The 22,330-nt window shown below is 65.6% G+C and carries 17 protein-coding genes; 6 read left to right on the forward strand and 11 right to left on the reverse strand.

The features are described from left to right. Nucleotides 1-75: 75 nt before the first annotated feature. Nucleotides 76-1,470: a class II fumarate hydratase gene (gene fumC, locus IEY31_RS07750; protein WP_188970587.1), complete on the forward strand. Its 1,395-nt coding sequence runs from the start codon at nt 76-78 to the stop codon at nt 1,468-1,470. Between the two features lie 136 nt (nt 1,471-1,606). Here the strand turns inward: fumC and IEY31_RS07755 are convergent, their stop codons facing one another. The 3 genes from IEY31_RS07755 to IEY31_RS07765 form a co-directional block, all read right to left on the reverse strand. Beyond that, nucleotides 1,607-3,484 carry an NPCBM/NEW2 domain-containing protein gene (locus IEY31_RS07755; protein WP_229723405.1) on the reverse strand — a complete coding sequence of 626 codons (1,878 nt, stop codon included), beginning with the start codon at nt 3,482-3,484 and terminating at the stop codon, nt 1,607-1,609. Between the two features lie 1,044 nt (nt 3,485-4,528). Next, nucleotides 4,529-4,918, reverse strand: a complete 390-nt coding sequence (locus IEY31_RS19140) for a hypothetical protein (RefSeq protein ID WP_407925757.1) — start codon at nt 4,916-4,918, stop codon at nt 4,529-4,531. A gap of 740 nt (nt 4,919-5,658) precedes the next feature. Further along, entirely contained in the window at nt 5,659-5,868 is a 210-nt protein-coding gene (locus tag IEY31_RS07765) for a hypothetical protein (RefSeq protein WP_188970589.1), read from the reverse strand. 241 nt (nt 5,869-6,109) lie between these two features. Here IEY31_RS07765 and IEY31_RS07770 point away from each other — a divergent pair, with 241 nt between their 5' ends. From IEY31_RS07770 to ubiE, 3 genes are read left to right on the forward strand one after another with little or no spacing between them, the layout of a single operon-like run. After that, nucleotides 6,110-7,300 carry a glycine C-acetyltransferase gene (locus IEY31_RS07770; RefSeq protein WP_188970591.1) on the forward strand — a complete coding sequence of 397 codons (1,191 nt, stop codon included), beginning with the start codon at nt 6,110-6,112 and terminating at the stop codon, nt 7,298-7,300. Between the two features lie 11 nt (nt 7,301-7,311). Then, nucleotides 7,312-7,689: a GNAT family N-acetyltransferase gene (locus tag IEY31_RS07775; RefSeq protein ID WP_229723406.1), complete on the forward strand. Its 378-nt coding sequence runs from the start codon at nt 7,312-7,314 to the stop codon at nt 7,687-7,689. 43 nt (nt 7,690-7,732) lie between these two features. Continuing rightward, nucleotides 7,733-8,461, forward strand: a complete 729-nt coding sequence (gene ubiE / locus IEY31_RS07780; RefSeq protein WP_188970593.1) for a bifunctional demethylmenaquinone methyltransferase/2-methoxy-6-polyprenyl-1,4-benzoquinol methylase UbiE — start codon at nt 7,733-7,735, stop codon at nt 8,459-8,461. A 39-nt stretch (nt 8,462-8,500) separates the two neighbouring features. Here ubiE and IEY31_RS07785 read toward each other — a convergent pair whose 3' ends face one another. Both IEY31_RS07785 and IEY31_RS07790 read right to left on the reverse strand, forming a co-directional pair. After that, the gene (locus IEY31_RS07785; protein ID WP_188970595.1) at nt 8,501-8,932 is read right to left on the reverse strand and encodes an SWIM zinc finger family protein; all 432 of its coding nucleotides are present in this window, start codon (nt 8,930-8,932) and stop codon (nt 8,501-8,503) included. Further along, on the reverse strand, nt 8,929-10,407 hold the full coding sequence (locus IEY31_RS07790) for a UDP-N-acetylmuramoyl-L-alanyl-D-glutamate--2,6-diaminopimelate ligase (RefSeq protein WP_188970597.1): 1,479 nt from the start codon (nt 10,405-10,407) through the stop codon (nt 8,929-8,931). Before IEY31_RS07790 ends, IEY31_RS07785 begins: the two co-directional genes overlap by 4 nt. Before the next feature lie 416 nt (nt 10,408-10,823). Here IEY31_RS07790 and IEY31_RS07795 point away from each other — a divergent pair, with 416 nt between their 5' ends. Then, nucleotides 10,824-12,203, forward strand: coding sequence for a nucleobase:cation symporter-2 family protein (locus IEY31_RS07795; protein ID WP_188970599.1), 1,380 nt, complete (start codon nt 10,824-10,826; stop codon nt 12,201-12,203). Nucleotides 12,204-12,331: 128 nt separating this feature from the next. Here IEY31_RS07795 and IEY31_RS07800 read toward each other — a convergent pair whose 3' ends face one another. Continuing rightward, on the reverse strand, nt 12,332-12,907 hold the full coding sequence (locus tag IEY31_RS07800; RefSeq protein ID WP_188970601.1) for a TetR/AcrR family transcriptional regulator: 576 nt from the start codon (nt 12,905-12,907) through the stop codon (nt 12,332-12,334). Between the two features lie 111 nt (nt 12,908-13,018). Between IEY31_RS07800 and IEY31_RS07805 the strand changes: the two genes are divergently transcribed. Then, entirely contained in the window at nt 13,019-15,640 is a 2,622-nt protein-coding gene (locus IEY31_RS07805; protein ID WP_188970603.1) for a YhgE/Pip domain-containing protein, read from the forward strand. 91 nt (nt 15,641-15,731) lie between these two features. Here the strand turns inward: IEY31_RS07805 and IEY31_RS07810 are convergent, their stop codons facing one another. The 5 genes from IEY31_RS07810 to IEY31_RS07830 are packed head-to-tail and all read right to left on the reverse strand — an operon-like array spanning nt 15,732 to nt 22,308. Then, a complete protein-coding gene (locus IEY31_RS07810; protein ID WP_188970605.1) occupies nt 15,732-17,456 on the reverse strand; it encodes an NAD-dependent malic enzyme in 1,725 nt (574 codons plus the stop codon). A 48-nt stretch (nt 17,457-17,504) separates the two neighbouring features. Then, nucleotides 17,505-18,281, reverse strand: coding sequence for a (S)-ureidoglycine aminohydrolase (gene allE / locus IEY31_RS07815; protein WP_188970606.1), 777 nt, complete (start codon nt 18,279-18,281; stop codon nt 17,505-17,507). Nucleotides 18,282-18,332: 51 nt separating this feature from the next. Further along, nucleotides 18,333-19,673, reverse strand: coding sequence for an allantoinase (locus tag IEY31_RS07820; protein ID WP_188970608.1), 1,341 nt, complete (start codon nt 19,671-19,673; stop codon nt 18,333-18,335). Next, nucleotides 19,670-20,932: an allantoate amidohydrolase gene (locus IEY31_RS07825; protein WP_188970610.1), complete on the reverse strand. Its 1,263-nt coding sequence runs from the start codon at nt 20,930-20,932 to the stop codon at nt 19,670-19,672. The genes IEY31_RS07820 and IEY31_RS07825 overlap by 4 nt, the downstream gene beginning before the upstream one ends. Next, nucleotides 20,929-22,308, reverse strand: a complete 1,380-nt coding sequence (locus IEY31_RS07830) for an aldolase/citrate lyase/malate synthase family protein (protein ID WP_188970612.1) — start codon at nt 22,306-22,308, stop codon at nt 20,929-20,931. Before IEY31_RS07830 ends, IEY31_RS07825 begins: the two co-directional genes overlap by 4 nt. Nucleotides 22,309-22,330: the final 22 nt, after the last annotated feature.

The following is a 22,330-nucleotide window of genomic DNA, read 5'->3' on the forward strand; positions in this document are numbered from 1 at the left end:
TGGGGGAGGCGAGAACACCCGAGGCGGAGATTCTGGCCGCTGCGTCAGACGCACAGGCTGTTCTAAACTGCCCCCATGACCCAAACCCGCAAGGAATCCGACACCATGGGCACGCTGGACGTGGCCGCAGACCGCTACTGGGGTGCACAGACCGAGCGCAGCATCCATAACTTTCCGATTGGCCGCGACACCTTTGTCTGGGGCCGCCCGATCATCCGGGCGCTGGGCATCCTGAAGAAAGGCGCGGCGCAGGCCAATGCTGAACTGGGCGAGCTGCCGGGTGACGTGGCGGACCTGATCGTGCAGGCCGCCGACGAGGTGATCGCCGGGAAACTGGACGATCACTTCCCACTGGTGGTCTTTCAGACGGGTTCAGGCACCCAGAGCAACATGAACTCCAACGAGGTGATCAGCAACCGGGCCATCGAGATCGCGGGCGGCGAGATGGGCAGCAAGTCTCCCGTGCATCCCAACGATCACGTCAACCGGGGCCAGAGCAGCAACGATACCTTTCCCACGGCCATGCACATCGCCGTGGTGCTGGAGCTGAACGAGCGGCTGTACGGCGATGTGAGCAAATTGCGTGACACCCTGCACGCCAAGGCCGAGGAATACGCGGGCATCGTGAAGGTGGGCCGCACCCACCTGCAAGACGCCACCCCCATCACGCTGGGCCAGGAAATCGGCGGCTGGGTGGCCCAGATGGATTACGCGCTCGCGGAAGTGAAGCACGCCGGGGAGGGACTGCTGGACCTCGCCATCGGGGGCACAGCGGTGGGCACCGGCCTCAACGCCCATCCACAGTTCGGTGATCTGGCCGCGAAGAAGTACGAGGCCGAAACGGGCTTCGCCTTCCGCAGCGCCGAGAACAAGTTCGCCGCCCTGAGCGCCCATGACGCGCTGGTGCAGACCTCAGCGGCCCTGCGGACGCTGGCAGGCGCACTGATGAAGATGGCCAACGACGTGCGCTGGCTGGCCTCTGGCCCTCGCAATGGCATTGGAGAAATCACCATCCCTGAGAACGAGCCTGGTTCCAGCATCATGCCCGGCAAGGTCAACCCCACGCAAAGCGAGGCGCTGACCATGGTGGCAACCCGTGTTTTCGGCAACGACGCCACGGTGGCCTTCGCCGGATCGCAGGGGAACTTCCAGCTCAACGTTTTCAAGCCGGTGATGGTTCATGCCGTTCTGGAAAGCATTCGCCTGATCAGCGACGCCTGTCTCGCCTTCAACGACCACTGCGCGGCGGGCATCGAGCCCAATCGCGAGAAGATCCAGCACAACCTCGAGATCAACCTGATGCAGGTCACTGCCCTGAACAAACACATCGGCTACGACAAGGCCGCCGCGATTGCCAAGAAGGCGCACAAGGACGGCAGCAGTCTCAAGGCGGCGGCGCTGGCGCTGGGCCACGTAACAGACGGGGAGTTCGACGAATGGGTCGTTCCAATGGACATGACACGGAATTGATCCGCCCGCGTGTGTGGTCGTGCTCCCTGAATACGCTGGCTGAACCAGGAAAAGACGAGAAGAGAGGGTCTGCCGTGTGTGGCAGACCCTCTCTTCGTTCTTACTCAGGAAGCTGGTGCTTTCTGAAGCTGCGTGTTCAGTTCGAGCCCACGCTCATGCCAGCCGCGCGGAACTTGCTCTGCCACAACTGGTACTCCTGCTTCTCGGTGTCCAGTGTGACGGCGCCGGACCAGCTTTTGTTGTTGTAGCAGGTGCTGGTGCAGTCGGGCAGCCAGGTGTTGTTCAGCCACGTGCTGTTGTTGCTGTTGACACGTGTCCAGCCGATTACGTTGTTGTAAACCGTGTTGTTGAACCAAGTGTTGATGAGTTTGCCTTTGTGGATGTCCCAGACATAGATGCCGACGTTCTGCGACTGGTTGACCTCTCCGGTGGGCAGTCGGCCACTTGACAGGACACGATTGTTGAAGACCCTATGGTTATGACCACCGGCAATACCGATGCCCTGGTTGGAGGTGCTGACGATCTGGTTGTTGTAAACGTCGACGTAGCCACCGGCCTCGTTCATGTTGCGCTCAGGGCCGTCGCCCAGCATGATGCCGCCGCCGGAATACGAACTGTCGGACAAATCAACAGCGAAAGCACCCTGAATGTAGTTGTCATGAATTTGAATTCGGCTGCTGGAGGTTCCGCTGGTGGAGTACAGGTTGATGTTCTCTTCAAGTGAGCTCTTGCCCGGCTCGTTGATCACTTCGTTCCAGGCAATTTCTATACCTGGCACGCTGCGAACTTTGGCGAGCTGAGCGAACTGGACGCGGTAGCGCTCTCCATTGTAGCCGCCCTTACCGTCGCTGCGGCGTCCATCAATGTTCTTGGCTTTATTGCGCAGGATTTTGATCGTCTGTCCTGCACCCTTTCCGTCGAACTCGTTGACGTAGATCCCTGTGGTTCCCTCCATGTAGTTGTTTTCCACACGAAGACTGCGAACTTCTTCAACGGCGATAAAACGTCCAGCCGGTCTGCCCGCAACATTGGGATTCATCCCATAGCCATTGGAATTGCGGACCGTCAGGTTGACAAACCAGCCACGGATCAGCTCGCCGCGTCCGCGCATGTTGGACCCCTCGATCACGACAGGCTCGCTCGTCTTGATATATACCGCAGGGACCCTAGGGTCTAGGCTCTCCCAGTTGCCGCGGTAGGTGCCGCCCTTTGTGATGACCAGTGGCCCGCTGTACTTGACATTGTTGGAAGGTGGAGGCGTGGGAGAGGGCGCAGCGGCAGGAGGCGTGGGCTTGCTGGAAACATTGCAGTCTACTAGAACAGGCCCGCCCCAGTTGGCATGATCGTAGTCAATGTTATCGCCCGCATTAATAACCACCAGCTTCAGTTCCTTGCGTCCCAAGACGTCTACATTGACCGTCTTGGCCTTGTCAGCACCGGTCATCTTGCCACTGTCAAATAGCTTCTTACCGTCGGCGTAGACCTGGAATATCACGCTGCCCCGGCTGCCTACCTCGTCGTCCATGCCCACGTCGCTCGTAAACCGGCTGCACTTGCCCTCAAGATTAAAGGTCATCGAGGAGTTGGAATGCACGCCAAAACCGCTGTCGTACCCCTTGCCCTGAATCAGCAGTTTGCCTCCGTCCTTAGAGCCCTTCTCGCCATTGCTCATGTTGCGCTCAATGGGGCCCCAGCCACTGGTGGCAGCCGTCCAGGGCTCGTTGCTCAGTGCGTTGTTACCGGCCTTGAGATCCTGCGACTTCAAATCTGTCAGCCCATTGTCAGAGGAAACCCATGAATGGTCCGTGCCGTCGTAGATGAACTGACTGCCGTCCCGTTGATCTGCCTGGGGCTGCTGCTCCGCAGGCAGCTGTGGCGCCGCATTCTGCTGAGAGCAGGCAGCCAGGGTCAGAGTGAGGGCCAGGGCGGTGAGGGACAGGGCGGAACGGGTGGAGTGGGACATGGAATTTCCTTTTGAGATGGACGTGTGCTTGATCGTTTTAGCTTCAAGCACGGGGTGGGTCTAGATGTGCGCTTCGGCGCTCATTCCAACTTCGGCGGCGCCATACGGCTGCCGGTTGAGCAAGGCACGTTCGGCTTGCCTCAACAGTGCACGCGTTCATCGGACATGCATAGTCACCTTAACGAAATCTTATTAGAGAACTCTGCAAAGGAATTGGCTGCCAGGATTCTCATTTGCCTCATAGACTTCAGAAACATCGAGAAGGTAAGTAAGTTTCTGCCTTTTGGGACACTGAAGTAGAATTTCTCACACTGCGCCTCAAAGGTTGTGGGAGCCGTTTGAAGAGCGGCCTTAGCCAAATCTCTAAAACTTAGCGATAGAAGTGCGTCACCGTCAAAGTCGTTGCTGACGCTACAACGGCTTAAATCTCTAGGGCTATGACCTACCGTCAATCGCTGAAATTCATTATGGATCATACTAAATTATAAATAGGTCATAATAATGCTAAAATTGAGACTCTGATATAGTAATTCTGTGATTAAATATACTAAATGTCTTATTAATATATTATCTTTACTTAGTCGCAAAGCCAAGCCTATTCATTTTTTATTGAGAAGAGACTGCAGTTCGACTTCCTGTCACTCTCGTTATACGAAAAGACAGACGCTTATTACGGCGTCAAGGAGCACCTCTGCAACCATCTCAACTGCAAAGTCTGGGCCCAACCGTCTACTGGAAGCTCATCGGATCAGTCTGGTTGCCATACCCAGCCGATCGCTGTGGCAATCGTTGGGATGACATTTCACCTTCCCCCTCTGTACCGGACAACTTGACTTCAAGCTGCGCCTGGCGCATGAAATGGAGTGCTTAGCAGCCTGATCAGTGCGGGCAACTCGGGCAGTCCCCACCGCAGCGCATGGCCGAGCCGTTCCGCGCCGTAGCGCACCAGGCTCATGGCCGTTTTGCCATGAGCCTTCACCTTGACTGGCACCTGCGCTTGGAGCCACATGCCCACCCGCAGGCAGCTGACCCAGGCCAGGACGACCAGCCCGAAGAGACGTCCGGTCCGGGCGAGTGATGCCCGTGCGCTCCAGGTCAAAGCCGCGCACCTTGAGGCTCGCGAAGGTGCACCCCACGGACCAGCGAGCTCGGTACAGCACACACGTGTCCCACACGCTGACATCTGGTGGCCACAACCTGCATCACCTCGCCGTACACATTGGCGCGTTCGGCCAGGCACCGGACCTCCCCGACCTTCAGATCACCGAACCACGCATCAACGCGCAGCTCGTCGACGACGGCATTCTTCCGGATGCGGATGGCCCGTTTGATTTTCTTGCGCCTCAGAAAGCGGAACCACTCGCCGCCATCGTGATCGAGAGCAGTCCAGACGAGCGGCACCGTGTATCCGTGGAGGACGACACCAAGGACCAGGAGGTTCAGGGGCGTCTCTCCGCGCTCCCAGGTGCGGGTAGGCGTCCTCATGGGCGTCCGTTCTGCCCAAGAAGGTACGGTCCATGCTGAGCAACAACTTCCCTGGGGGCAGCAGGGTCAGCAGGAAAGCGAGAAAGACCGGTTCGGTCAGTTGCGGGTCCCGACAGCCGCGCTCCACCCGGCGTTTCTTCGCGTCAATGGAGCTCACTCCGGGGAGGTGACCGCACAGGTCACTCTGATTTACGCTCCTGGCGGTCACCATGGCGAAGACGATATCGACGACGCGCTGCAGCGTGTCGTGGCGCAGGAAGGGCACGCAGGCTTTGAAGTGGCGGGTGAGTTCGCTCCGCTGGAGGTCGGCGGGTTTTGGCGTGGTCACACACCCAAGACACCGCTATTTGTCGCGCCTGTTCGCAACCAGTCACACCTTCAGGGATTTGACGTCCAGCACGGTCTCAATACGGAGTTGTCCGGTACGGAGACCTTCCCCTACAATGCTCAGCACTCTGGCCAATGGCCTGGACGGATCGATGCCTCAAGCCAGCCTCTACCACCCGCCGTTACACGGGGCCAGTCGAAACCATTATGTATTGCGCTCGAAATCCTGTTAGATGATCCCCGACGTGCACGGCAAGGGAGCATGAGCAGAAGGGCCAGGAAAAATGCCCGTTCCTGGCCCGCGTGGAGTTGTACGTGCGGGCGGTGCCGCCCACCTGAACTCGCGACGGCAACGCATCATGCCCTGCCACAGATAGGCCCCAACTCGTGGCCAAACGCCATGCGCGCAGTTCTCAGGCCACGGATTCGCGGACCAGGCCGTTTACGACGGTGTCGGTCATCCAGGCATTGACCTGGAGATTGGGGCTTGTGGGACCCTGATTTTCCAGCGTCACGCTCCAGCGCTCTCCCTGCACAGTCCTGACAACGACTGAAAGCGCCAGCACCAGCAGCAGGCACAGTGCGACGGCGGCGGGCAACAGCGCGAGCATGAAGAAGGTCATAAGACACTGTGCTTGACTGTCTCTTTCCAGAGTCTGACAGGCTTCTGTCAGTTTCTGAATTAAGACGCTGTCTCTCATCCTAAGCTCATATAAGGGAAGTGCGATGAAACTCCTATTGTGGCGGTTCCACTGTGCTGCACACCTGATCTCCCGCTGGGCTGCCTTTTGCCAGCGCCGATGGGTCTGGATGCCCGTCCCCAGCTCACGGACAGGCGGCACCTTGCGCCCCTAGACTCATGACATGTCAACCACTTTGTCGGAGCGCCTGAGCGCCGAACTTGCCGGACTGCGGGACAGCGGGCTGCTGATCAGGCCGCGGGTGCTGGACGGGGCCAACCGTGCCCGGATGCGGGTGGACGGGCGCGAGGTGGTGAACCTGGCGAGCAACAACTACCTGGGCTTTGCCGATCACCCGCGCCTGAAGGAAAGGGCCGCCGCCTACCTGCGCGAGTGGGGCGTCGGGGCTGGGGCGGTGCGGACCATCGCCGGGACCCTGCGAATTCATGAGGAACTGGAAGAACAGCTGGCCGCCTTCAAGCACACCGGCAGCGCGCTGGTGCTGCACAGCGGCTTTACCACCAACCAGGGGGTGCTGGGCGCACTGCTCAAGGAGGGTGATCTGGTCGTCAGCGACGAGCTGAACCACGCCAGCATCATCGACGGGCTGCGGCTGACCAAGGCCACCAAGAAGGTCTACAAACACTCGGACCCCACTGATCTGGAACGCATTCTGAAGGAGAACGAGACCGGCGGCCTGAAGCTGGTGGTCACCGATGGCGTGTTCAGCATGGACGGAGATCTGGCCCCGCTGGACAAACTGATCGAGGTGGCCCGCAGATACGGCGCAGTGACCTATGTGGACGACGCCCACGGCAGCGGCGTGATGGGCGAGGACGGGCGCGGTACGGTGCATCACTTCGGCTTCGAGCAGGCCGACGATGTGATTCAGGTGGGCACGCTGAGCAAGGCCTGGGGAGGTGTGGGAGGCTACGCCGCGGGGCACGCGGACCTGCGCGAGCTGTTGATCAACCGCGCCCGTCCCTACCTGTTCTCCACCGCGCAGCCTCCGGCGGTGGTGGGTGGTCTGGTGGCTGCGATCGAGGAGGTGCAACGCGATCCGTCATTGATGCGTCGGCTGTGGGACAACACCCATTACTTCAAGGCCGAACTGGGCCGGCTGGGCTTTGACACCATGGGCAGTGTCACGCCCATCACGCCCGTCGTGTTCGGCGAGGCCGAGGCCGCCTTCGAGGCCAGCCGACTGCTGTTCGAGGAAGGCGTCTTTGCTGTGGGCCTGGGCTTTCCCACCGTGCCGCGCGGCAGCGCCCGCATCCGCAACATTGTGACCGCCGAGCATACCCGCGACGATCTGGATCAGGCGCTGTCGGCCTACGAGAAGGTGGGCCGCCGGCTGAAGGTGGCCGGGGTCTGATCGACTACCGGGTGCGCGAATGGCCCGATCTGGCTGCGCTGGGGCAATTGCGAGCGGCGGCGTGGGGCGGGAAAGATGACGGGCAGTGGTGGCACCCGGTCCTTGAACGCAGCCTGACCTGGGTCACGGCTTTCGACGGCGAAACGCTGGTGGGCTTCGTGAATGTCGCCTGGGACGGTGGCGTGCATGCGTTCCTGCTGGACACCACCGTTCACCCGGACTGGGGGCGACGCGGCATCGGCACCGCGCTGGTGCGGCGGGCAGAGGCGGCGGCGCGTGAACACGGCGGGCTGGAATGGTTGCATGTGGATTACGAGGCCCCCCTGGCTGACTTTTATGCGGGCTGCGGCTTCATCTCCACGCCAGCGGGCCTGCGGAGACTGGGCTGACCGTTCCCATCTGTCCCGCCCCTGCCCGGCTATCATCGGCGCCATGACCGCCGCACCGAAAAAGCCCCGCGTGGGCGACAGGCAGGACAAGGGCAGCGACGTGCAGGCCATGTTCGCCGACATCGCCCCACGCTACGACCTGCTGAACCGTGTCCTGAGTCTGGGCGTGGACCGAGGGTGGCGGCGCGAGGCGGCGCGGGAGGCTTTGGCCTTCGCCCCGGCGCGGGTGCTGGACGTGGCAACGGGCACCGCCGACTTCGCGCTGGAACTCAAGACCCGTGCGCCGCAGGCCGAGGTGGTGGGCAGCGATTTCGTGCCGCAGATGCTGGAGATCGGGCGGACCAAGGTGGCGGCGCGGCATCTGGACATCCTGCTGGAGGAGGGCGACGCCCTGAATCTGCCCTACCCGGACGGCAGTTTCGACAGCGTCACCTGCGCCTTTGGCTTCCGCAACTTCGCCGATTACGCGCTGGGTCTGTCCGAGTTCTGGCGGGTGCTGGCCCCGGGCGGGCGGGTGGTGATTCTGGAGTTCCCGCCGCCGCGCGCCGGGCTGTTCGGTTCCCTGTTCCGCTTTTACTTTCAGCATGTGCTACCGCGCATCGGTGGGCTGATCAGCGGCAACGCGGGCGCCTACACCTACCTGCCCGAGAGCGTGCTGGCCTTTCCGCCGCCCGAACGGCTGGCCGACCTGATGCGCGCCACTGGCTTTCGCACGCGCCACCGCCTGCTCACTTTCGGCATCGCGGCGCTGCATGTCGGGGACAAGCTGTAGAGCAGGCCTTCTGGTCCACCCGGCAGGCAGCCCAACCCGCTACCAGCCTTCCTCCTCGTCCGCAGCGTCGTCCTCGTTCACCACGCGCGCCCAGTCGCGCGCCACGGCGGGGTGGTATTGCAGCACCCGTTCCAGCAGGCGTTCCACATCTGCGTCGGCCCAGCCCTGAATGTTGGGCAGGCGGCGGGCGGGGGCAGCCGGCATGAAGGTTGCGGGTGCCGTGCGGTAGACCAGCAGGGTGGCGCAGACGTGCTTGCACATAGCGTTGTGTTCGTCGGGACAGCTGCAGGTCCACATGCCCCGGCCCAGGTCCACCGCCACCCGGTACGGGGCGCGTTCGCTGCCCTGCACGCGGGCACGCAATGTGTCGCCCCCCTGGGTGCGCGTTCCGACCGCGCCCTGAAGCTGCCGCGCCCGGTCCATGACCTTTGTGCTGGCATACGCCAGCAGCCCGTCCACGTCCCGGCTCATCGTCCGGCGGGCGTCCAGGTGGCCAGCGCCGCCTGCGCCCTGGCCACCTCATCCCAGGAGATGGTTTCGTGGGCGCGTTCCAGGGTGTCTTCCGGCCCCTTGCCGGCCAGCAGCACGGTGTCGCCCGGCTGCGCCCGCCGGATGGTCCAGGCAATCGCCTCGGCCCGGTCCGCAATGGTGGTGAAATTCCCGCGCCCCGCCTCCTGTGCGCCGCGTTCCATCTCACGCAGGATGTCGGCCAGGGGGGTGTCGCGGCAGTCCTCCTCGGTGAAGACGGCGTGATCGGCCAGCCGGGTGGCGACCTCGCCCAGCGGCGCGCGTTTGCCCGGATCGCGTGGCCCGCCGGCCGAGCCGAGCAGCACCCACAGCTGGCCCGGCGTGGTGGTCCGCAGGGTGGCCAGCGCCTTTTCCAGACTGGGCGGCGTGTGCGTGAAGTCCACGATCACGCGGGGGGCCGTTTCCCGGCCAGGAACCAGTTCCATTCGCCCCGGCACCCCCCGGAAGGACGCCAGCCCCGCGATCAGCTGCTCTGCCGTCACCCCCAGCTGCGCCGCCGCCGCCATGGCCGCCAGCGCGTTCGCCACGTTGAAGCGCCCGATCATGGGGAGACCGGCCTGGAATTCGCCCAGCGGCGAGGCCACCCGGAACGTCAACCCCTGCGCCTTCTCTTCTATAGCCTGCGCCTTCCAGTCGGCCGCTGCGCCCTCCGCGCTGTAGGTTGTTTCCTGGGGCGCAAGGCCGGTCAGCCGCGCCGTCCACGGGTCGTCGGCGTTCAGGACGGCGCAGCGGGCACGCTCGATCAGTTTGCGTTTCTCGGCGAAGTAATTCTCCACGGTGCCGTGGAAATCCAGGTGTTCGCGGCTCAGGTGGGTCCAGACCGCCACCGCCCAGGCCACGCCGCGCACCCGGTCGAGGGCCAGGGCGTGACTGCTGGCCTCCAGCACTGCCGCGTCTGCCCCCGCCGTGACCAGCTCACGCAGGGTGGCCTGGACCTGCGGGGCCTCGGGCGTGGTGAAATGGGCCGGGAAGTGCCGCAATTCCCCGTCCGGCAGTTCGTAGCCCACGGTGCTGAGCAGCCCGGTCTGCAGGCCCGCCGCCCGCAGCAGATGGCGGGTTAGCCACGCGGTGGTGGTCTTGCCGTCGGTGCCGGTGACGCCCACCACCCACAGCTCCCGGCTGGGGTGCCCCGAGAGCGCCGCCGCCGCGTCGGCCAGCGCCGCCCGCGCGTCCGGCACGCGCAGGTACGGCAGCGGCGAGGCCACGCCGTCGGGCAACCCCTCGCCCAGCACCGCCACCGCGCCCGCCTGCTGCACCCGGTCCAGAAAGCTGTGGCCGTCGAAACGCGCTCCACGAATTGCTACGAACACGTCGCCCGGTCCGGCCCAGTCGGCGTTGTGGGTGACGCCGCGCACCGGCAGGTCAGGCAGGGAGGCGTGGGGAAGACTCAGGGCGGCGGCCAGGGCTTGCAGACGCATGCGCCGAGGGTAGCAAGCCGGGGCGGGGCGGCACGCCGGACCACTGAGGACCAGGCCCCAATGCTGGCGGCCTGCGACGTAGAGAGAAAACCACCCTCTGGTTGTGGAGGTCATCCGTCCACTCCATCTCTGGACCAGGTTCAAGAATCCCCGGCCTCCTTTCCACCGCAGATTCGCCCACCAGGCAGCACATCCTGCGGAAATGAGACGAATCTGACCGACTCTTGACAGTCTTTTAAAAAGCTTTTACACTCTATGACAATTAGACAGCTAAGTAAGTACCTTTAAATGGGGGCCGAGGGGAGCGGTGGGAAGGGTGGGAAGCCTGGGGCACGGCCGGTGTCAGTCGCGGCAGGCCATTTCTAGACGCATCAACGCAATCTGCGCTGGCCGAGAGGGTCAGCTCCGGAGGACACATGACGACAACCCCAACCCGCAACGCCATTCATCCGGTCGACGAGGTTCTGCCTGTCCAGAACATGATTGCTTTCGGGCTGCAGCACGTTCTGAGCATGTACGCGGGCATCGTGGCCGTGCCGTTGATCCTGGCGACGGCGCTGGGCCTGGAAGGCGACGCGCTGGTCCGCATCATCGGCGCGAGCTTTTTCATGTGCGGCGTGGCCACGCTGATCCAGACCATCGGTTTCGCGGGCTTCGGGGCCAAGCTGCCCATCGTCCAGGGCACCACCTTTGCGGCCGTGGCGACCATGATCGCCATCGGCAAGGCCTACGGGCTGCCGGGGATTTACGGGGCGGTGATCGCAGGGGGCGTGCTGACCGTGCTGCTCGCGCCGTACTTTTCCAAGCTGCTGCGTTTCTTCCCGCCCGTGGTGGCCGGCACCGTGATTCTGATGATTGGCGTCTCGCTGATGCCCGTGGCGATCCGCTGGGCCGGCGGCGGCAATCCGGCGGCAGAAACCTTTGGCGCTCCGGCCAGCCTGGGCCTGGCGCTGCTGACCATGGTGATCGTCCTGCTGCTGACCCGCTTCGGCACGGGTTTCCTGAGCCGGGTGGCGGTGCTGCTGGGCCTGGTCATCGGCACCATTGTGGCCGCGCTGTTCGGTCTGGCAAACTTCTCCGGCGTGGCCAGCGCCGCGTGGTTCGGGTTCAGCATGCCCTTCCACTTCGGGACCCCCACCTTCAACTTCGTTCCGGTGCTGTCCATGCTGCTGGTGATGCTGGTGGTGATGGTGGAAACCACCGCCGATATCCTGGCAATCGGCGAGATCACTGAAAAGGAAGTGGACGCGGGTGTTGTTGCCAGGGGCCTGCGTGCCGACGGCCTGTCCACCGCGCTGGGCGGCATCTTTAACGCCTTTCCCTTCACCGCCTTTGCCCAGAACGTCGGTCTGGTGCGCTTCACCGGTGTCAAGAGCCGTTTCGTGGTGGCCGCCGCGGGCGTGATCCTGATGCTGCTGGGCTTTCTGCCCAAGCTGAGCGCGCTGGTGTCGTCTATTCCGCTGCCGGTTCTGGGCGGTGCGGGGCTGGTGCTGTTCGGCACGGTGGCCGCCGCCGGGGTGCAGACCCTGTCCAAGGTCAACATGAACGACACCCGGAACCTGATCATCGTGGCCGTCAGCGTGGCGCTGGGCGTCATTCCTTCCACGGTGCCCACCCTGTACCACCAGCTGCCCGAACAGGCCCGGCTCTTCCTGGACAGCGGCATCACCTCCGCCGCCGTCGCCGCCATCGCCCTGAACATCCTGTTCAACATCGTGGGCAACAACCGGCCCCACCCCTCCTCGTTGGCCGCTTCCTCCAGCAGTGCGCCGGAAGCCAGTGATTTCCACGCCTGATCCTGCCTGAACCGCAGGTCCAAAGACCGGACCCCTCTGCCAGCTCGGCAAGGGGTCCTGTTTTTTTCTAGCCATGCGTTTTCTGCTGACCCGGATAGGCCGCCCGCCCTGAGTCAGGGTGCCCTGGTCTAGGAGGTCAGGGCCGCCACCCCCGCCGCCACGAACTGCCCCAGCACTTGCGCCTGCCGGGCCGCCTCGGCGTGGTCCCCGCGCACCGCCTCCACGGCCGCCGCCTCCAGCAGCAGCGTGATCAGGTGCAGGACGTGGGGGTGCCGCACCCCGGCCCGGTGGTACGGCTCGGTCCATTCGCCGAGCTGCTGCAGGAAGTGGGCGCGCTGCTCGCGGAAGAGGGGGCCGCCGCCGCTGTGCAGCAGCAGCAGCAGCTCGCGTTCGTGCAGCAGGGCCAGGAACAGGTTGCTGAAGGTGTCGGCGCTGAACTCGCCAGAGGCGGGCAGCATGGGCCGCAGCCGCTCCCACATGGCCGGCAGACGTTCGGTCAGCAGGGCGCGCAGCATGTCGTCGGTGGACGTGAAGTAGGTGTAGACGGTGGGCCGCGAGGTCTGAAGCTCGCGGGCAATGTCGTTCATGCCCACCGCCTCGAACCCCTTCTCGATAAACAGCGCTGAGGCGGCCTCCAGGAGTTGCTCACGGCGGTTCTCCGCGCTCAGGCGGCGGGCAGCGGGCGGCGGGAGAGCGGAGGGCATGACAGAAGGCTAACACTTAAATGACGATCTGTCACTTGACGAAGTGTCAACAGAGAGAGATAGTGGTTCCATTCGGGTGGGGGCATTCCTTCACCGGTTCAAGGAGCCCGCATGTCCCCCACCCCCAGCCTGTTGCAAGACCTCAAACGCCTGACCCCAGCCGAGCGCAGCCTGTGGCGGCACCCGATGATGTGGCTGTCTGCCGCTGCCATTGCCGTGGTACCGGTGCTGTACGCGGGGATCTACCTGGGCAGCGCGATTGATCCCTACGGCAACCTGAACAACCTGCCGGTGGCGCTGGTCAATCTGGACCGCGGCACACATAGTCGGGGCCAGGCCGTAAAGCTGGGCGCAGAGGTGGTCAAGGACCTGCGTGACGAACCCAAATTCAATTACCTGAGCTTCCCCAGCGAGGCCGCCGCCAGGGAAGCGGTGCGGCGCGGCGACGCGTACTTCTCGCTGACCCTGCCGACCGATTTCAGTGCCAAGGCCGTGGAGGGGAACAGTTCCAGCCACGGCCTGCTGAAGTTCTACGTCTCGGAGGGCGGCAGCTACTTTGCCAGCCGCGTGGCCTCCACCTTTGCCACCACACTGGGTGACGAGCTGAACCGCACGCTGGGTGAGAACCGCTGGGAGGTGGTGGGCGACTCGCTGAAAGACGTGCAGCAGGGCTTTGCCGATCTCCGTGAGGCCACCGGCAAATTGCGGGACGGTGCGGCCACGCTGCAGGAGGGCACGGGGGTTCTGAAAGGTGGAGCGGCGGATCTGGCGAGCGGCGCGAGGACGGCGGCCAGCGGCGGCGCACAGCTGACGGACGGCGCGGAGGCGCTGGCCACAGGCGTCGGCCAGCTCACCGACGGCAGCGCCAGGCTGTCCACCGGGCTGCGGCAGCTGGAGGCAGCGGCCCCCGGTGAGGCGCAGCTTGCACCTTTGCAAGGTGGCGCGGCCCAGCTTCAGGGTGGGGCGGCCCGCCTGTTGGAGGGCCTGGGCCAACTCTCGGACGGGGCCTCTGCGCTGTCTGACGGGGCAAGGAGTGCCAACGGTGGCGCGGAGCTACTGGCGGGCGGCAGCCGGGAGCTGGCCACCAAACTGCCAGACCTGCAAAGTGGACTGGAGATGCTTTCAGAGGGCGCGGTGCAGCTCTCGGCGGGGGCCAGGACCGCAAATGCCGGGGCCGCAAGGATGGCGGCGGGGAATGGACAACTCGCGGGCGGACTCAAGGAGCTGTCGGGCGGAGTGCAGCAGGCCAGCGACGGGGCCGACAACCTGAATCAGGGGGCCGCCGAACTCGCCACCGGCACCAAGACCCTGAACGAATCGGTGAAGGATCAGGCGCTGTTGCCCGGCGAACTCAAGGGCGGGATAGCGAAGCTCAACAGCGGCGCCACGCAGGTGCACGTGGGCAGCAACAGCCTGAGCAACGCGCTGCCCAGACTGGCCGACGGGGCCAGCCAGGCCGCTGTCGGCGCCGGACAGCTCTTCACCGGGGCAAATGATCTGGCGGCGGGAACGGCAAAGGTGCAAACCGGGGCGGCCAACCTTGCCATGGGCCTGAAAGACGCTTCCAGCGCCTCCGCAACCGCGGTGAAGGGCGCGCAACAGCTCAGCGCCGGGGCCACGCAACTGACGGCAGGGACGGCGCAATTGCAAGGTGGCGCGGCGACGCTGGCGCAGAAAGCCGGCGAGGCCGCCCGGGGCGCAGCTGAGCTGAGCGCGGGGGCCACCTCCCTTCAAAACGGCGTGAACACCCTGGTCGACGGCACCCTCAGGATCAGGGACGCGTTGGGGCAGATCACCACACAGTTGCCCGCGCCGGGTGATCTGGATGCCCTGAAAGACGGCGCGTCCACCCTGGCTGAAAAATCCGGGGAACTGAGCGGAGGTCTCGGGACGCTGAGCAGCGGAGCCGCCAGGCTTCAGACGGGTGTGACGGATCTGGACGCTGGGGCCACCAGATTGCGCGACGGCCTGGACACCCTTTACCGCAAGATTCCCGCCGACACTGAGGAGCTGGGCGGCGATCCGGCAGGCCTCAGCGCCAGCGTGCTGCCCGTGACCGAGAAGTTCGCCCCGGTCAGGAACAACGGGGCCGGGTTCGCGCCGTATTTCATGGCCCTGAGCCTGTGGGTGGGCGTCACGCTGACCACCTTCATCTTTCCGTACAGCCAACTGCCCCGCAGCGGGCGCGGCACCTCACAGCTGGCCCGGATGCTGCGCAAGGCGGCCATTCCGGCCGTGCTGGTCTGCGTGCAGGCGGTGCTGGTGGTCTGGGGCGTGCACGCGCTGGGGGTGGAGTTCCTGCACCCGGCCCAGGTGATCGCCACGGCGCTGGCCTCCAGCCTCACCTTTCTGGCGCTGGTGCTGGCCCTGGTCTTCCTGTTCGGCGCGGCGGGGCGCCTGATCGCGCTGGTGCTGCTGATTCTCCAGCTCGCGGCGTCGGGCGGCAGCTACCCGGTGGAACTCTCGCCGCCCTTTTTCGGGGCCATTCACGACTTCGTGCCCGTCACCCAGAGCGTCAATGCCTTCCGCCACGCCCTGAGCGGCGCGTTCCAGGGCAGCTACGTCACCTTCATGCTGATTCTGCTGGGCATTGCGGTTCTGAGCGTGGGTGCGGGCCTGCTGGGCCGCCGCCGCTGGGAACTGGTGGCCGACGAGGACTTCAAACCCCTGATCACCTCGCCGCTGGTATCGGAGGAAGTACATCACGAGAAGGAAGCCCTGGCGCGGGAGTAATGGTCAGGATCAGTCCAGGGGACCAGACAGGAAACGGGCACGTCCGGGGGAATGGACGCGCCCGTTTTCTGTTCTCTTCCTATTCCACCTTCTATTCCACCTTGAACGGCAGGTATTTGGGCTGCCAGAACTTGGTCCTGACCAGCTCCAGCAACTCATCGTCGTTCAGGCCACGGATGCTGAATTCGGTGGCGACGCCGTCCCTCAGCGCCTGCTTGATCACGGCCACCGCGACTTCCAGGCTGGCGTCGCCCAGTTCGGCCACCGGCGGGAAGGTGCGGCCCGGGTGCAGGCGCTGGGTGTAGGCGGCCAGCGCGTAGGCGGATTCGGTGACCATCTCGTCGGTGATCTCGCGCACGCGGGCCAGGATCGCGCCGAAGCCCAGGCCGGGGAAGATAAAGGCGTTGTTGCCCTGTCCGATGGGGTAGGTCTGGCCGTTCAACTCTACCGGATCAAAGGGGCTGCCGGTGGCGACCAGGGCCGCGCCATTGCTCCAGCGCAGCACGTCTTCAGGCAGCGCCTCGCAGTTGGCGGTGGGGTTGGACAGCGGGAAGATCAGCGGGCGCGGCGTGTTTGCCACCGCCGCCTTCACGACCTCCTCGTCGAAGGTGTTGGGCACGCCGGACAGGCCCAGCAGGACGGTGGCCCGGGTCTCGCGGATCACGTCCAGCAGGCCGGTGCCGGCCCAGCCCTGGGTGAAGGACTGGGGCGTCGCCAGGGACTTCTTGTAGTCCTCCATGGGGCGGTCGTCGGTCAGCAGGCCGCGCGAGTCCAGCACAAAGACGCGCTCCGCGATCTGCTCGGGCGTCAGCCCCTCGCGGCGCATGCCCTCGCGGATGGCGGCGGCGACCCCGGCCCCGCCTGCGCCCGCGCCGCTGATCACGACGCGCTGCTCGGCCAGCGTCTCACCCTTGAGCCGGCAGGCGTTCAGCACGCCCGCCAGCACCACCGCGCCAGTGCCCTGGATGTCGTCGTTGAAGCTGGGCACCACCCGGCGGTAGCGCTCCAGCACCATGAACGCGGTGTCCTTCGAGAAGTCCTCCCACTGGATGATCGCCTTGGGAAAGCGCTCCAGCGTGGCTTCCACGAAGCGGTCCACGAAGCGCAGGTACGCCTCGCCGGTCAGGCGCTCATGCTTGACGCCCAGGTAGGAGGGGTCCTCACGCAGGTCGGCGCGGCCCGTGCCCACGTCCAGCTCCACCGGCAGCGTCTTGTCGGGGCCGACGCCGCCTGCCACGGTGTACAGCGAGAGCTTGCCGATAGAAATGGCCATGCCGCCAAAGCCCTGATCCCCGATGCCCAGGATCGCGCTGCTGTCGGTGGCGACGATGATCCGCACGTCGTTGAGCGGCACGTTCGCCAGTGCCTGCCCGGCGCGCTCGATGTTGCCGGTGCTGAGGGTCAGTCCGCGCGCGTAGCGGTAGATCTGGCTGAACTTCTGCACCGCTAGGCCCACGGTGGGCGTGTAGACGATGGGCAGCATTTCCTCGACGTGCGCGGCCAGCAGGGCGTAGAACAGCACCTCGTTGCGGTCTTGCAGGCCACGCAGAAAGACGTGGCGTTCCAGCGTGTCCTCAATCTTGACGTAGTCGGCGTACAGGCGCTCGGCCAGCACGTCCAGCGTGTCGATCTGCGGGGCCAGCAGACCGTCGAGGTTCAACTTCTGGCGCTCGTCCTCCGTGAAGGCCGTGCCCTTGTTCAGCAGCGGAATGCGGGTCAGGTTAAAGCCGGTGACCAGCGGGTGCAGGTAGCGGTGGCCGTCCGAGTCGCGCTTGACGTCATAGTGATCGGTCAGGGGCTGGGTGGTCTGGGACATGGGGGTTCTCCTCATATAGATGTGGACTGGGGACGTGGGCCGCTGCAATCAGAGGCCGCAGCCGAGCATCGCCAGCGGGTGGCGGTTCATGTCCTTGTACAGCAGGTACTTGCTCCAGTTGCGGCCCAGCGCGCCGTACCACTGCGGGCAGTGCGCGCCCATCCAGATCACGTCACCTTTTGTCACCGGGTAGTACGTCTGCTGGAGCTTGTACAGGCCCTCGCCCTCCAGCATCAGCAGGCCGTGCTCCATGTAATGCACTTCTGTGTACGGCAGGCTGGCCCCCGGCGCGAAGCTCATGGTGCTGACCATGAAGTCGAAGGCTGGCTCGTCGGGCAGCAGTTTGCGGGCGATCAGGTGGTCGTCGCCCTCGAATTCATAACCGGGGTTCTCGCGCTCGTTGCCCCAGGACACGCCGGGTGCCTTGACGCCGTCCACCGCCTCGTAGGGCTTCTCGAACACCGCCACGCGGGCGTCCGAGATGGCGGTGAGGGTGTGCGCCACGCCGGCCGGGACATACACGTAGTCGTATTCCCCCAGCGTGCGCTTCTCGCCGTCCCCCTCACCCTCCATCTGGGCCTCCACCGTGCCGCTCAGCACGAAGGCGAAGCGCTGGTAGCTGTGGGCAGATTCCTTCGCCGCGGCCCCGGCGGGCATCTCCGCCGTGAACTGCACGAAACGGGCGCGGGTGCCGATCACGGGCGCAATGTGCAGGACGACCTGGCTGCCCGGCCACTCGGCCAGCGCGGTGCGGACGAAGGTCTCAGGTGTGATGACGGCATGGGCATTTTCCAGTGCACTGCGCGTGGTTCCGAGGTGTTTCATGGCACTCCTTTGAGAGGCTTGGTGGGCGGTGGAGAAGGGGGAAGGAGGGGCTCAGCGGCCGGGACGCAGCAACTGCCCGCGCACCGAGTCGTCAAACTGGCCCTGCCCGTAGACCTTGCGGCCCCGCGAGTAGGTGGCCTGCACCAGTCCTTTGAAGTGCACGCCCAGGTAGGGGTTTTGCTTCCAGCGGTCATACAGTTCGGTCAGTTCGAACTCGTGGCCCAGGTCCACCACAACAAAATCGGCGTCCAGGCCAGTGGCCAGCGCGCCTTTCCGCTGCATCCCAAAACGGCGGGCCGGATTGAGGGCGCTCAGGGCCGCGACAGCTTCCAGGGGCAGGCCGCGCCCGTGGTGGCCGCCGCTCAGCAGCACGTTCAGGGTGCTCTGCGCGCCGCTGATGCCGCCCCACAGCGCAAAGAAGTTCTCGCTGGTCTTGCGGTCCGGCGGGGCGGGCGAGTGGTCCGAGCCCACGATGTCCACGTGTCCGGCCAGCAACTCGTCCCACAGGTGATGTTGCACAGCCTGACTTCTCAGAGGTGGGGCGCACTTGAGCAGCGCGCCCATCTTTTCCACGTCCTCATCGGTGAAATGCAGGTAGTGCGCGCAGGTCTCAATGCTCACGTCCACGCCGCGCTGCCGGGCCTCAAAGGCCATCGCCACGGCTGCCCCGCTCGACAGGTGAACCAGGTGCAATCTGGCCCCCAGCTCGCCCGCGTACAGCAGCGCCCGCTGCACGGCTTCCAGCTCGGCCACCACCGGGCGGGTGCCCAGGTAGTCGCGGACGCTGTGCCCGCCGCCCGTGCGCGCCTGCTCGGTGAAGTGCCGGGTCAGGTTGTCGCTCTCGGCGTGGGTGGCCACCACCAGATTCAGCCGCGCTGCCGTCTTCAGTCCCTCGTACAGCGCCGTGTCATCCACCGCCGGAAACTCGTCCAGACCGCTGTGCGACATGAACGCCTTGAAACCGATCACGCCGCAGTCGGCCAGCTCGTCCAGTCGGTCAAGGTTCAGCGGGGTCAGGCCGCCCCACAGGCCAAAGTCGATCAGCGACTTCTGCTCGCCGCGCTCGCGTTTGGCTTCAAACGTTGCCCGGTCCAGCACGGGCGGCGAGGAGTTGAGCGGCATGTCGAAAAAGCTGGTGGCGCCGCCGGCGGCCAGCGCCCGCGTGCCCGTCTCGAAACCTTCCCAGTGGGTGCGGCCCGGCTCGTTGAGGTGAACGTGGGCGTCCAGCACGCCGGGCAGGACGTGCAGCCCTGTGGCGTCTACTTCCGGACCGCCTGCCGTAAGTTCCTCTGAGAGCTCCACGATCTGGCCGCCGCTGATGCCCAGGTCGGCGCGCCGCACCCCTTCCGGCGTGACCAGCGTGCCGCCGCGCACGATCAGGTCAAAGCTCATGCGCTCTGTTCCGCCAGCAGGTGCAGGAAGCGCACGCTCAGGCGCAGGGCGTCGGCCACGTCCTCTGGCAGCACCAGTTCGTCGGGGTGGTGGCTCAGGGCATTGGGCGAGCGCACAAACAGCATGGCCGAGGGCATGTGCGCGGCCAGGATCATGGCGTCGTGGCCCGCGCCGCTGACCAGCTCGGGGTGCGGCAGTCCTTCTGCCTCGGCGGCGCGGTGCAGCAGCGCCTTGAAGGAATCCGACATCGGCGTGGCGTGCTCCTCCATCTTGGGGGTGAGGGTCACCGTGACGCCGCGTTCCTGGGCCACAGTGCGGGCGGTGTCCAGCAGTTGTTGCAGCGCGGGCAGGCGCACCTCGTCGCGCGCGTGGCGGATGTCCAGCGTGCAGTGGGCCTCGCCGGGAATCACGTTCATGGCGCCGGGCCGGGCCTGCATCACGCCCACGGTGGCCACCAGTCCTGGGGTGGCGCGGGCCAGGTCCTCGGCGGCCACGGCAAAGCGGGCGGCAGCGGCCAGCGCGTCCCGCCGGAGGTGCATGGGGGTGGTTCCGGCGTGCGAGGCCTGTCCCACAAAATCCAGGATCACGCGGTTCTGGCCGGCGATCCCTTCCACCACGCCCAGCGACACCCCCGCGTCCTGCAGGACCGGCCCCTGCTCGGCGTGGATCTCGAAGTAGCCCAGCGCCCGGCCCCTGTACTGCGCTTCCCCGATCTCCTCAACGTTCAGGCCGTAGTCGGTGATGGCGTCGCGCACGCTCTGGCCCGCCGCGTCGCACAGTTCCAGCATGCCCTCCACGGTGCCCACCAGCGCCCGGCTGCCGATAAACGGGACGCCGTAGCGCACGCCTTCCTCTTCGGAGAAGCCCACTACTTCCACCGCGTAAGGCAGACGCTCACCCTTGACAGCCTCTAGCATGGCGTAACCCATGACCACGCCCAGAATCCCGTCGTAGGCGCCCGCGTTCGGCACGGTGTCCAGGTGAGAGCCGAGGTACAGCGTCGGTGCGTCCGGTGTCGGCCCATCCAGGCGCGAGCGCAGGTTCCCGGCGGCGTCCTGATGGGTGGTCATGCCCAGCGAGTCGGCCCACCCCGTCAGGTATTCATGCACCTGCCGCGCCGTGGGGCACAGGAAGGGCCGGTTGGTCTCGCCCTCCACCTCGGTGTAGCAGGCCAGCGCGGCGCAGGCGTCCATGATCTTGTGGCTCAGGGCCTGGACCGTCTCGTCGGTCAGGGCAGCAGTGCGGGAATCGGCGGTCATACGGTGGCCTCCTGGGGCTTGCGCAGCTGAGCGGCGCGGGGAAAATACTCGGGGCAGACGGGAGCAAGCACCAGATGATCCAGCAACTGTGCCTGCGCGGTGGTGTCGGGGGCCAGGGCGCGGCGCTCGGCGAGGTAGCGGTCAGCCGTCAGTTCGCCGCCGCCTTCCAGCTGCGCCGCGCACCCCACCCACTGCCACAGCTGCGCGCGGGCAAGTTCGGCGGTGGCGGTGTCCTCGATGCGGCCGTTGCGAACGACCACGCCGCGCCCGTCGTACCACGCCTCGAAGACCGCCAGGGCCAGTCCGATGCTGTCCTGCACCATGTCTAGTGGCAGCGGACGGGGAGCAGGCAGGTCCAGCAGACGCTCATGCGTGCGTTGGGCCGTCTCGGCGGGCAGCGGCTGGGACGCCTCACCCTCAAAAGCACCCCGTACGGCGTCCAGCAGCTGCGGCAGGCCGGCCCAGGCCGCGACGAAGCCCTGCGCGGCTTCCCGCAGCTTGTCGGCGCGCACGGCGTCCAGCGCAGCTTGCGGATTCTGTGCGTCCGGCGCGACGGCAGCGCTGCCGCCAATGGCCTGCGCGCCGCGTGCCTCGCAGACGCGCACCAGCGTCTCGGCGTAGGCCCGCATGGCGTCCACGTCCATCGTCAGGTCATTGCGCGGCGGCATGGCCCCACGCACCGCGCCCGCCCGCTTGGTCAGGCTGAAGACGTAATCCCAGCGCCCGGCATTCAGCCCGAAGGCCCGCCCGTGCAGCGCGTGCAGCAGCGCGTCGGCATGCAGCGTGGCGGCGTAGGTCTCGATCTGCACGCAGACCCTGATCGCGTTCCTTTCCAGACCCAGGTGCTGCTCAGCCAGCGCCAGCGCGTCGTCCCACAGCCCCGCCTCCTGTACCGTTTCCAGCTTGGGCACGTAGATGTGAATGGGGCGCCCGGGCCGCGCGGCCAGAATCACGCCCAGGTCGCAGAACGCGGCGATGGCGGGGCCGCCGAACTCCAGCCCCTCCTCCACGGCGTACAGTGCGCGGGGCCGGGCCAGCAGAGGCCGGTCACTTTTCGCCGCCGTCTCCAGCGCGCCGTAGGCCATCTGGACATTGGCACGGGTGGGCGCGAAGGTATCGTCGAAGTCCAGCACCAGCGCGTCGGCATCCGAGTTCAGCGCGGCGTCCAGCGCCTGCAGATCGGATGCCTCCACAATCAACTCGACCCGTCTGTGCCCCAGATCGTCGGGCAGCGCGGCGGCCCGGTAGGTGGGGGGCGCGCTGGGCGCGGCCTGGGCGGCAGCGTCCAGCGCCGCCCAGCGTGGCCGCAGCTCCCGGTGCAGGGCGGCCACCAGGGGCTGTGCGGCGGGCGGAAGCGTCAGCGGGGATGGATTCATGGACAAACCTCCAGAAGGTACT

It is taken from the genome of Deinococcus aerolatus (genome assembly GCF_014647055.1).
Classification (GTDB): domain Bacteria; phylum Deinococcota; class Deinococci; order Deinococcales; family Deinococcaceae; genus Deinococcus; species Deinococcus aerolatus.

Coding starts and splice junctions, on each gene's coding strand:
- IEY31_RS07765 (WP_188970589.1), bottom strand. CDS start 5,868: ATGACCTTCTTCATGCTCGCGCTGTTGCCCGCCGCCGTCGCACTGTGC.
- fumC (WP_188970587.1), top strand. CDS start 76: ATGACCCAAACCCGCAAGGAATCCGACACCATGGGCACGCTGGACGTG.
- IEY31_RS07770 (WP_188970591.1), top strand. CDS start 6,110: ATGTCAACCACTTTGTCGGAGCGCCTGAGCGCCGAACTTGCCGGACTG.
- ubiE (WP_188970593.1), top strand. CDS start 7,733: ATGACCGCCGCACCGAAAAAGCCCCGCGTGGGCGACAGGCAGGACAAG.
- IEY31_RS07795 (WP_188970599.1), top strand. CDS start 10,824: ATGACGACAACCCCAACCCGCAACGCCATTCATCCGGTCGACGAGGTT.
- IEY31_RS07810 (WP_188970605.1), bottom strand. CDS start 17,456: ATGTCCCAGACCACCCAGCCCCTGACCGATCACTATGACGTCAAGCGC.
- allE (WP_188970606.1), bottom strand. CDS start 18,281: ATGAAACACCTCGGAACCACGCGCAGTGCACTGGAAAATGCCCATGCC.
- IEY31_RS07825 (WP_188970610.1), bottom strand. CDS start 20,932: ATGACCGCCGATTCCCGCACTGCTGCCCTGACCGACGAGACGGTCCAG.
- IEY31_RS19140 (WP_407925757.1), bottom strand. CDS start 4,918: ATGAGGACGCCTACCCGCACCTGGGAGCGCGGAGAGACGCCCCTGAAC.
- IEY31_RS07790 (WP_188970597.1), bottom strand. CDS start 10,407: ATGCGTCTGCAAGCCCTGGCCGCCGCCCTGAGTCTTCCCCACGCCTCC.
- IEY31_RS07820 (WP_188970608.1), bottom strand. CDS start 19,673: ATGAGCTTTGACCTGATCGTGCGCGGCGGCACGCTGGTCACGCCGGAA.
- IEY31_RS07800 (WP_188970601.1), bottom strand. CDS start 12,907: ATGCCCTCCGCTCTCCCGCCGCCCGCTGCCCGCCGCCTGAGCGCGGAG.
- IEY31_RS07805 (WP_188970603.1), top strand. CDS start 13,019: ATGTCCCCCACCCCCAGCCTGTTGCAAGACCTCAAACGCCTGACCCCA.
- IEY31_RS07830 (WP_188970612.1), bottom strand. CDS start 22,308: ATGAATCCATCCCCGCTGACGCTTCCGCCCGCCGCACAGCCCCTGGTG.
- IEY31_RS07785 (WP_188970595.1), bottom strand. CDS start 8,932: ATGAGCCGGGACGTGGACGGGCTGCTGGCGTATGCCAGCACAAAGGTC.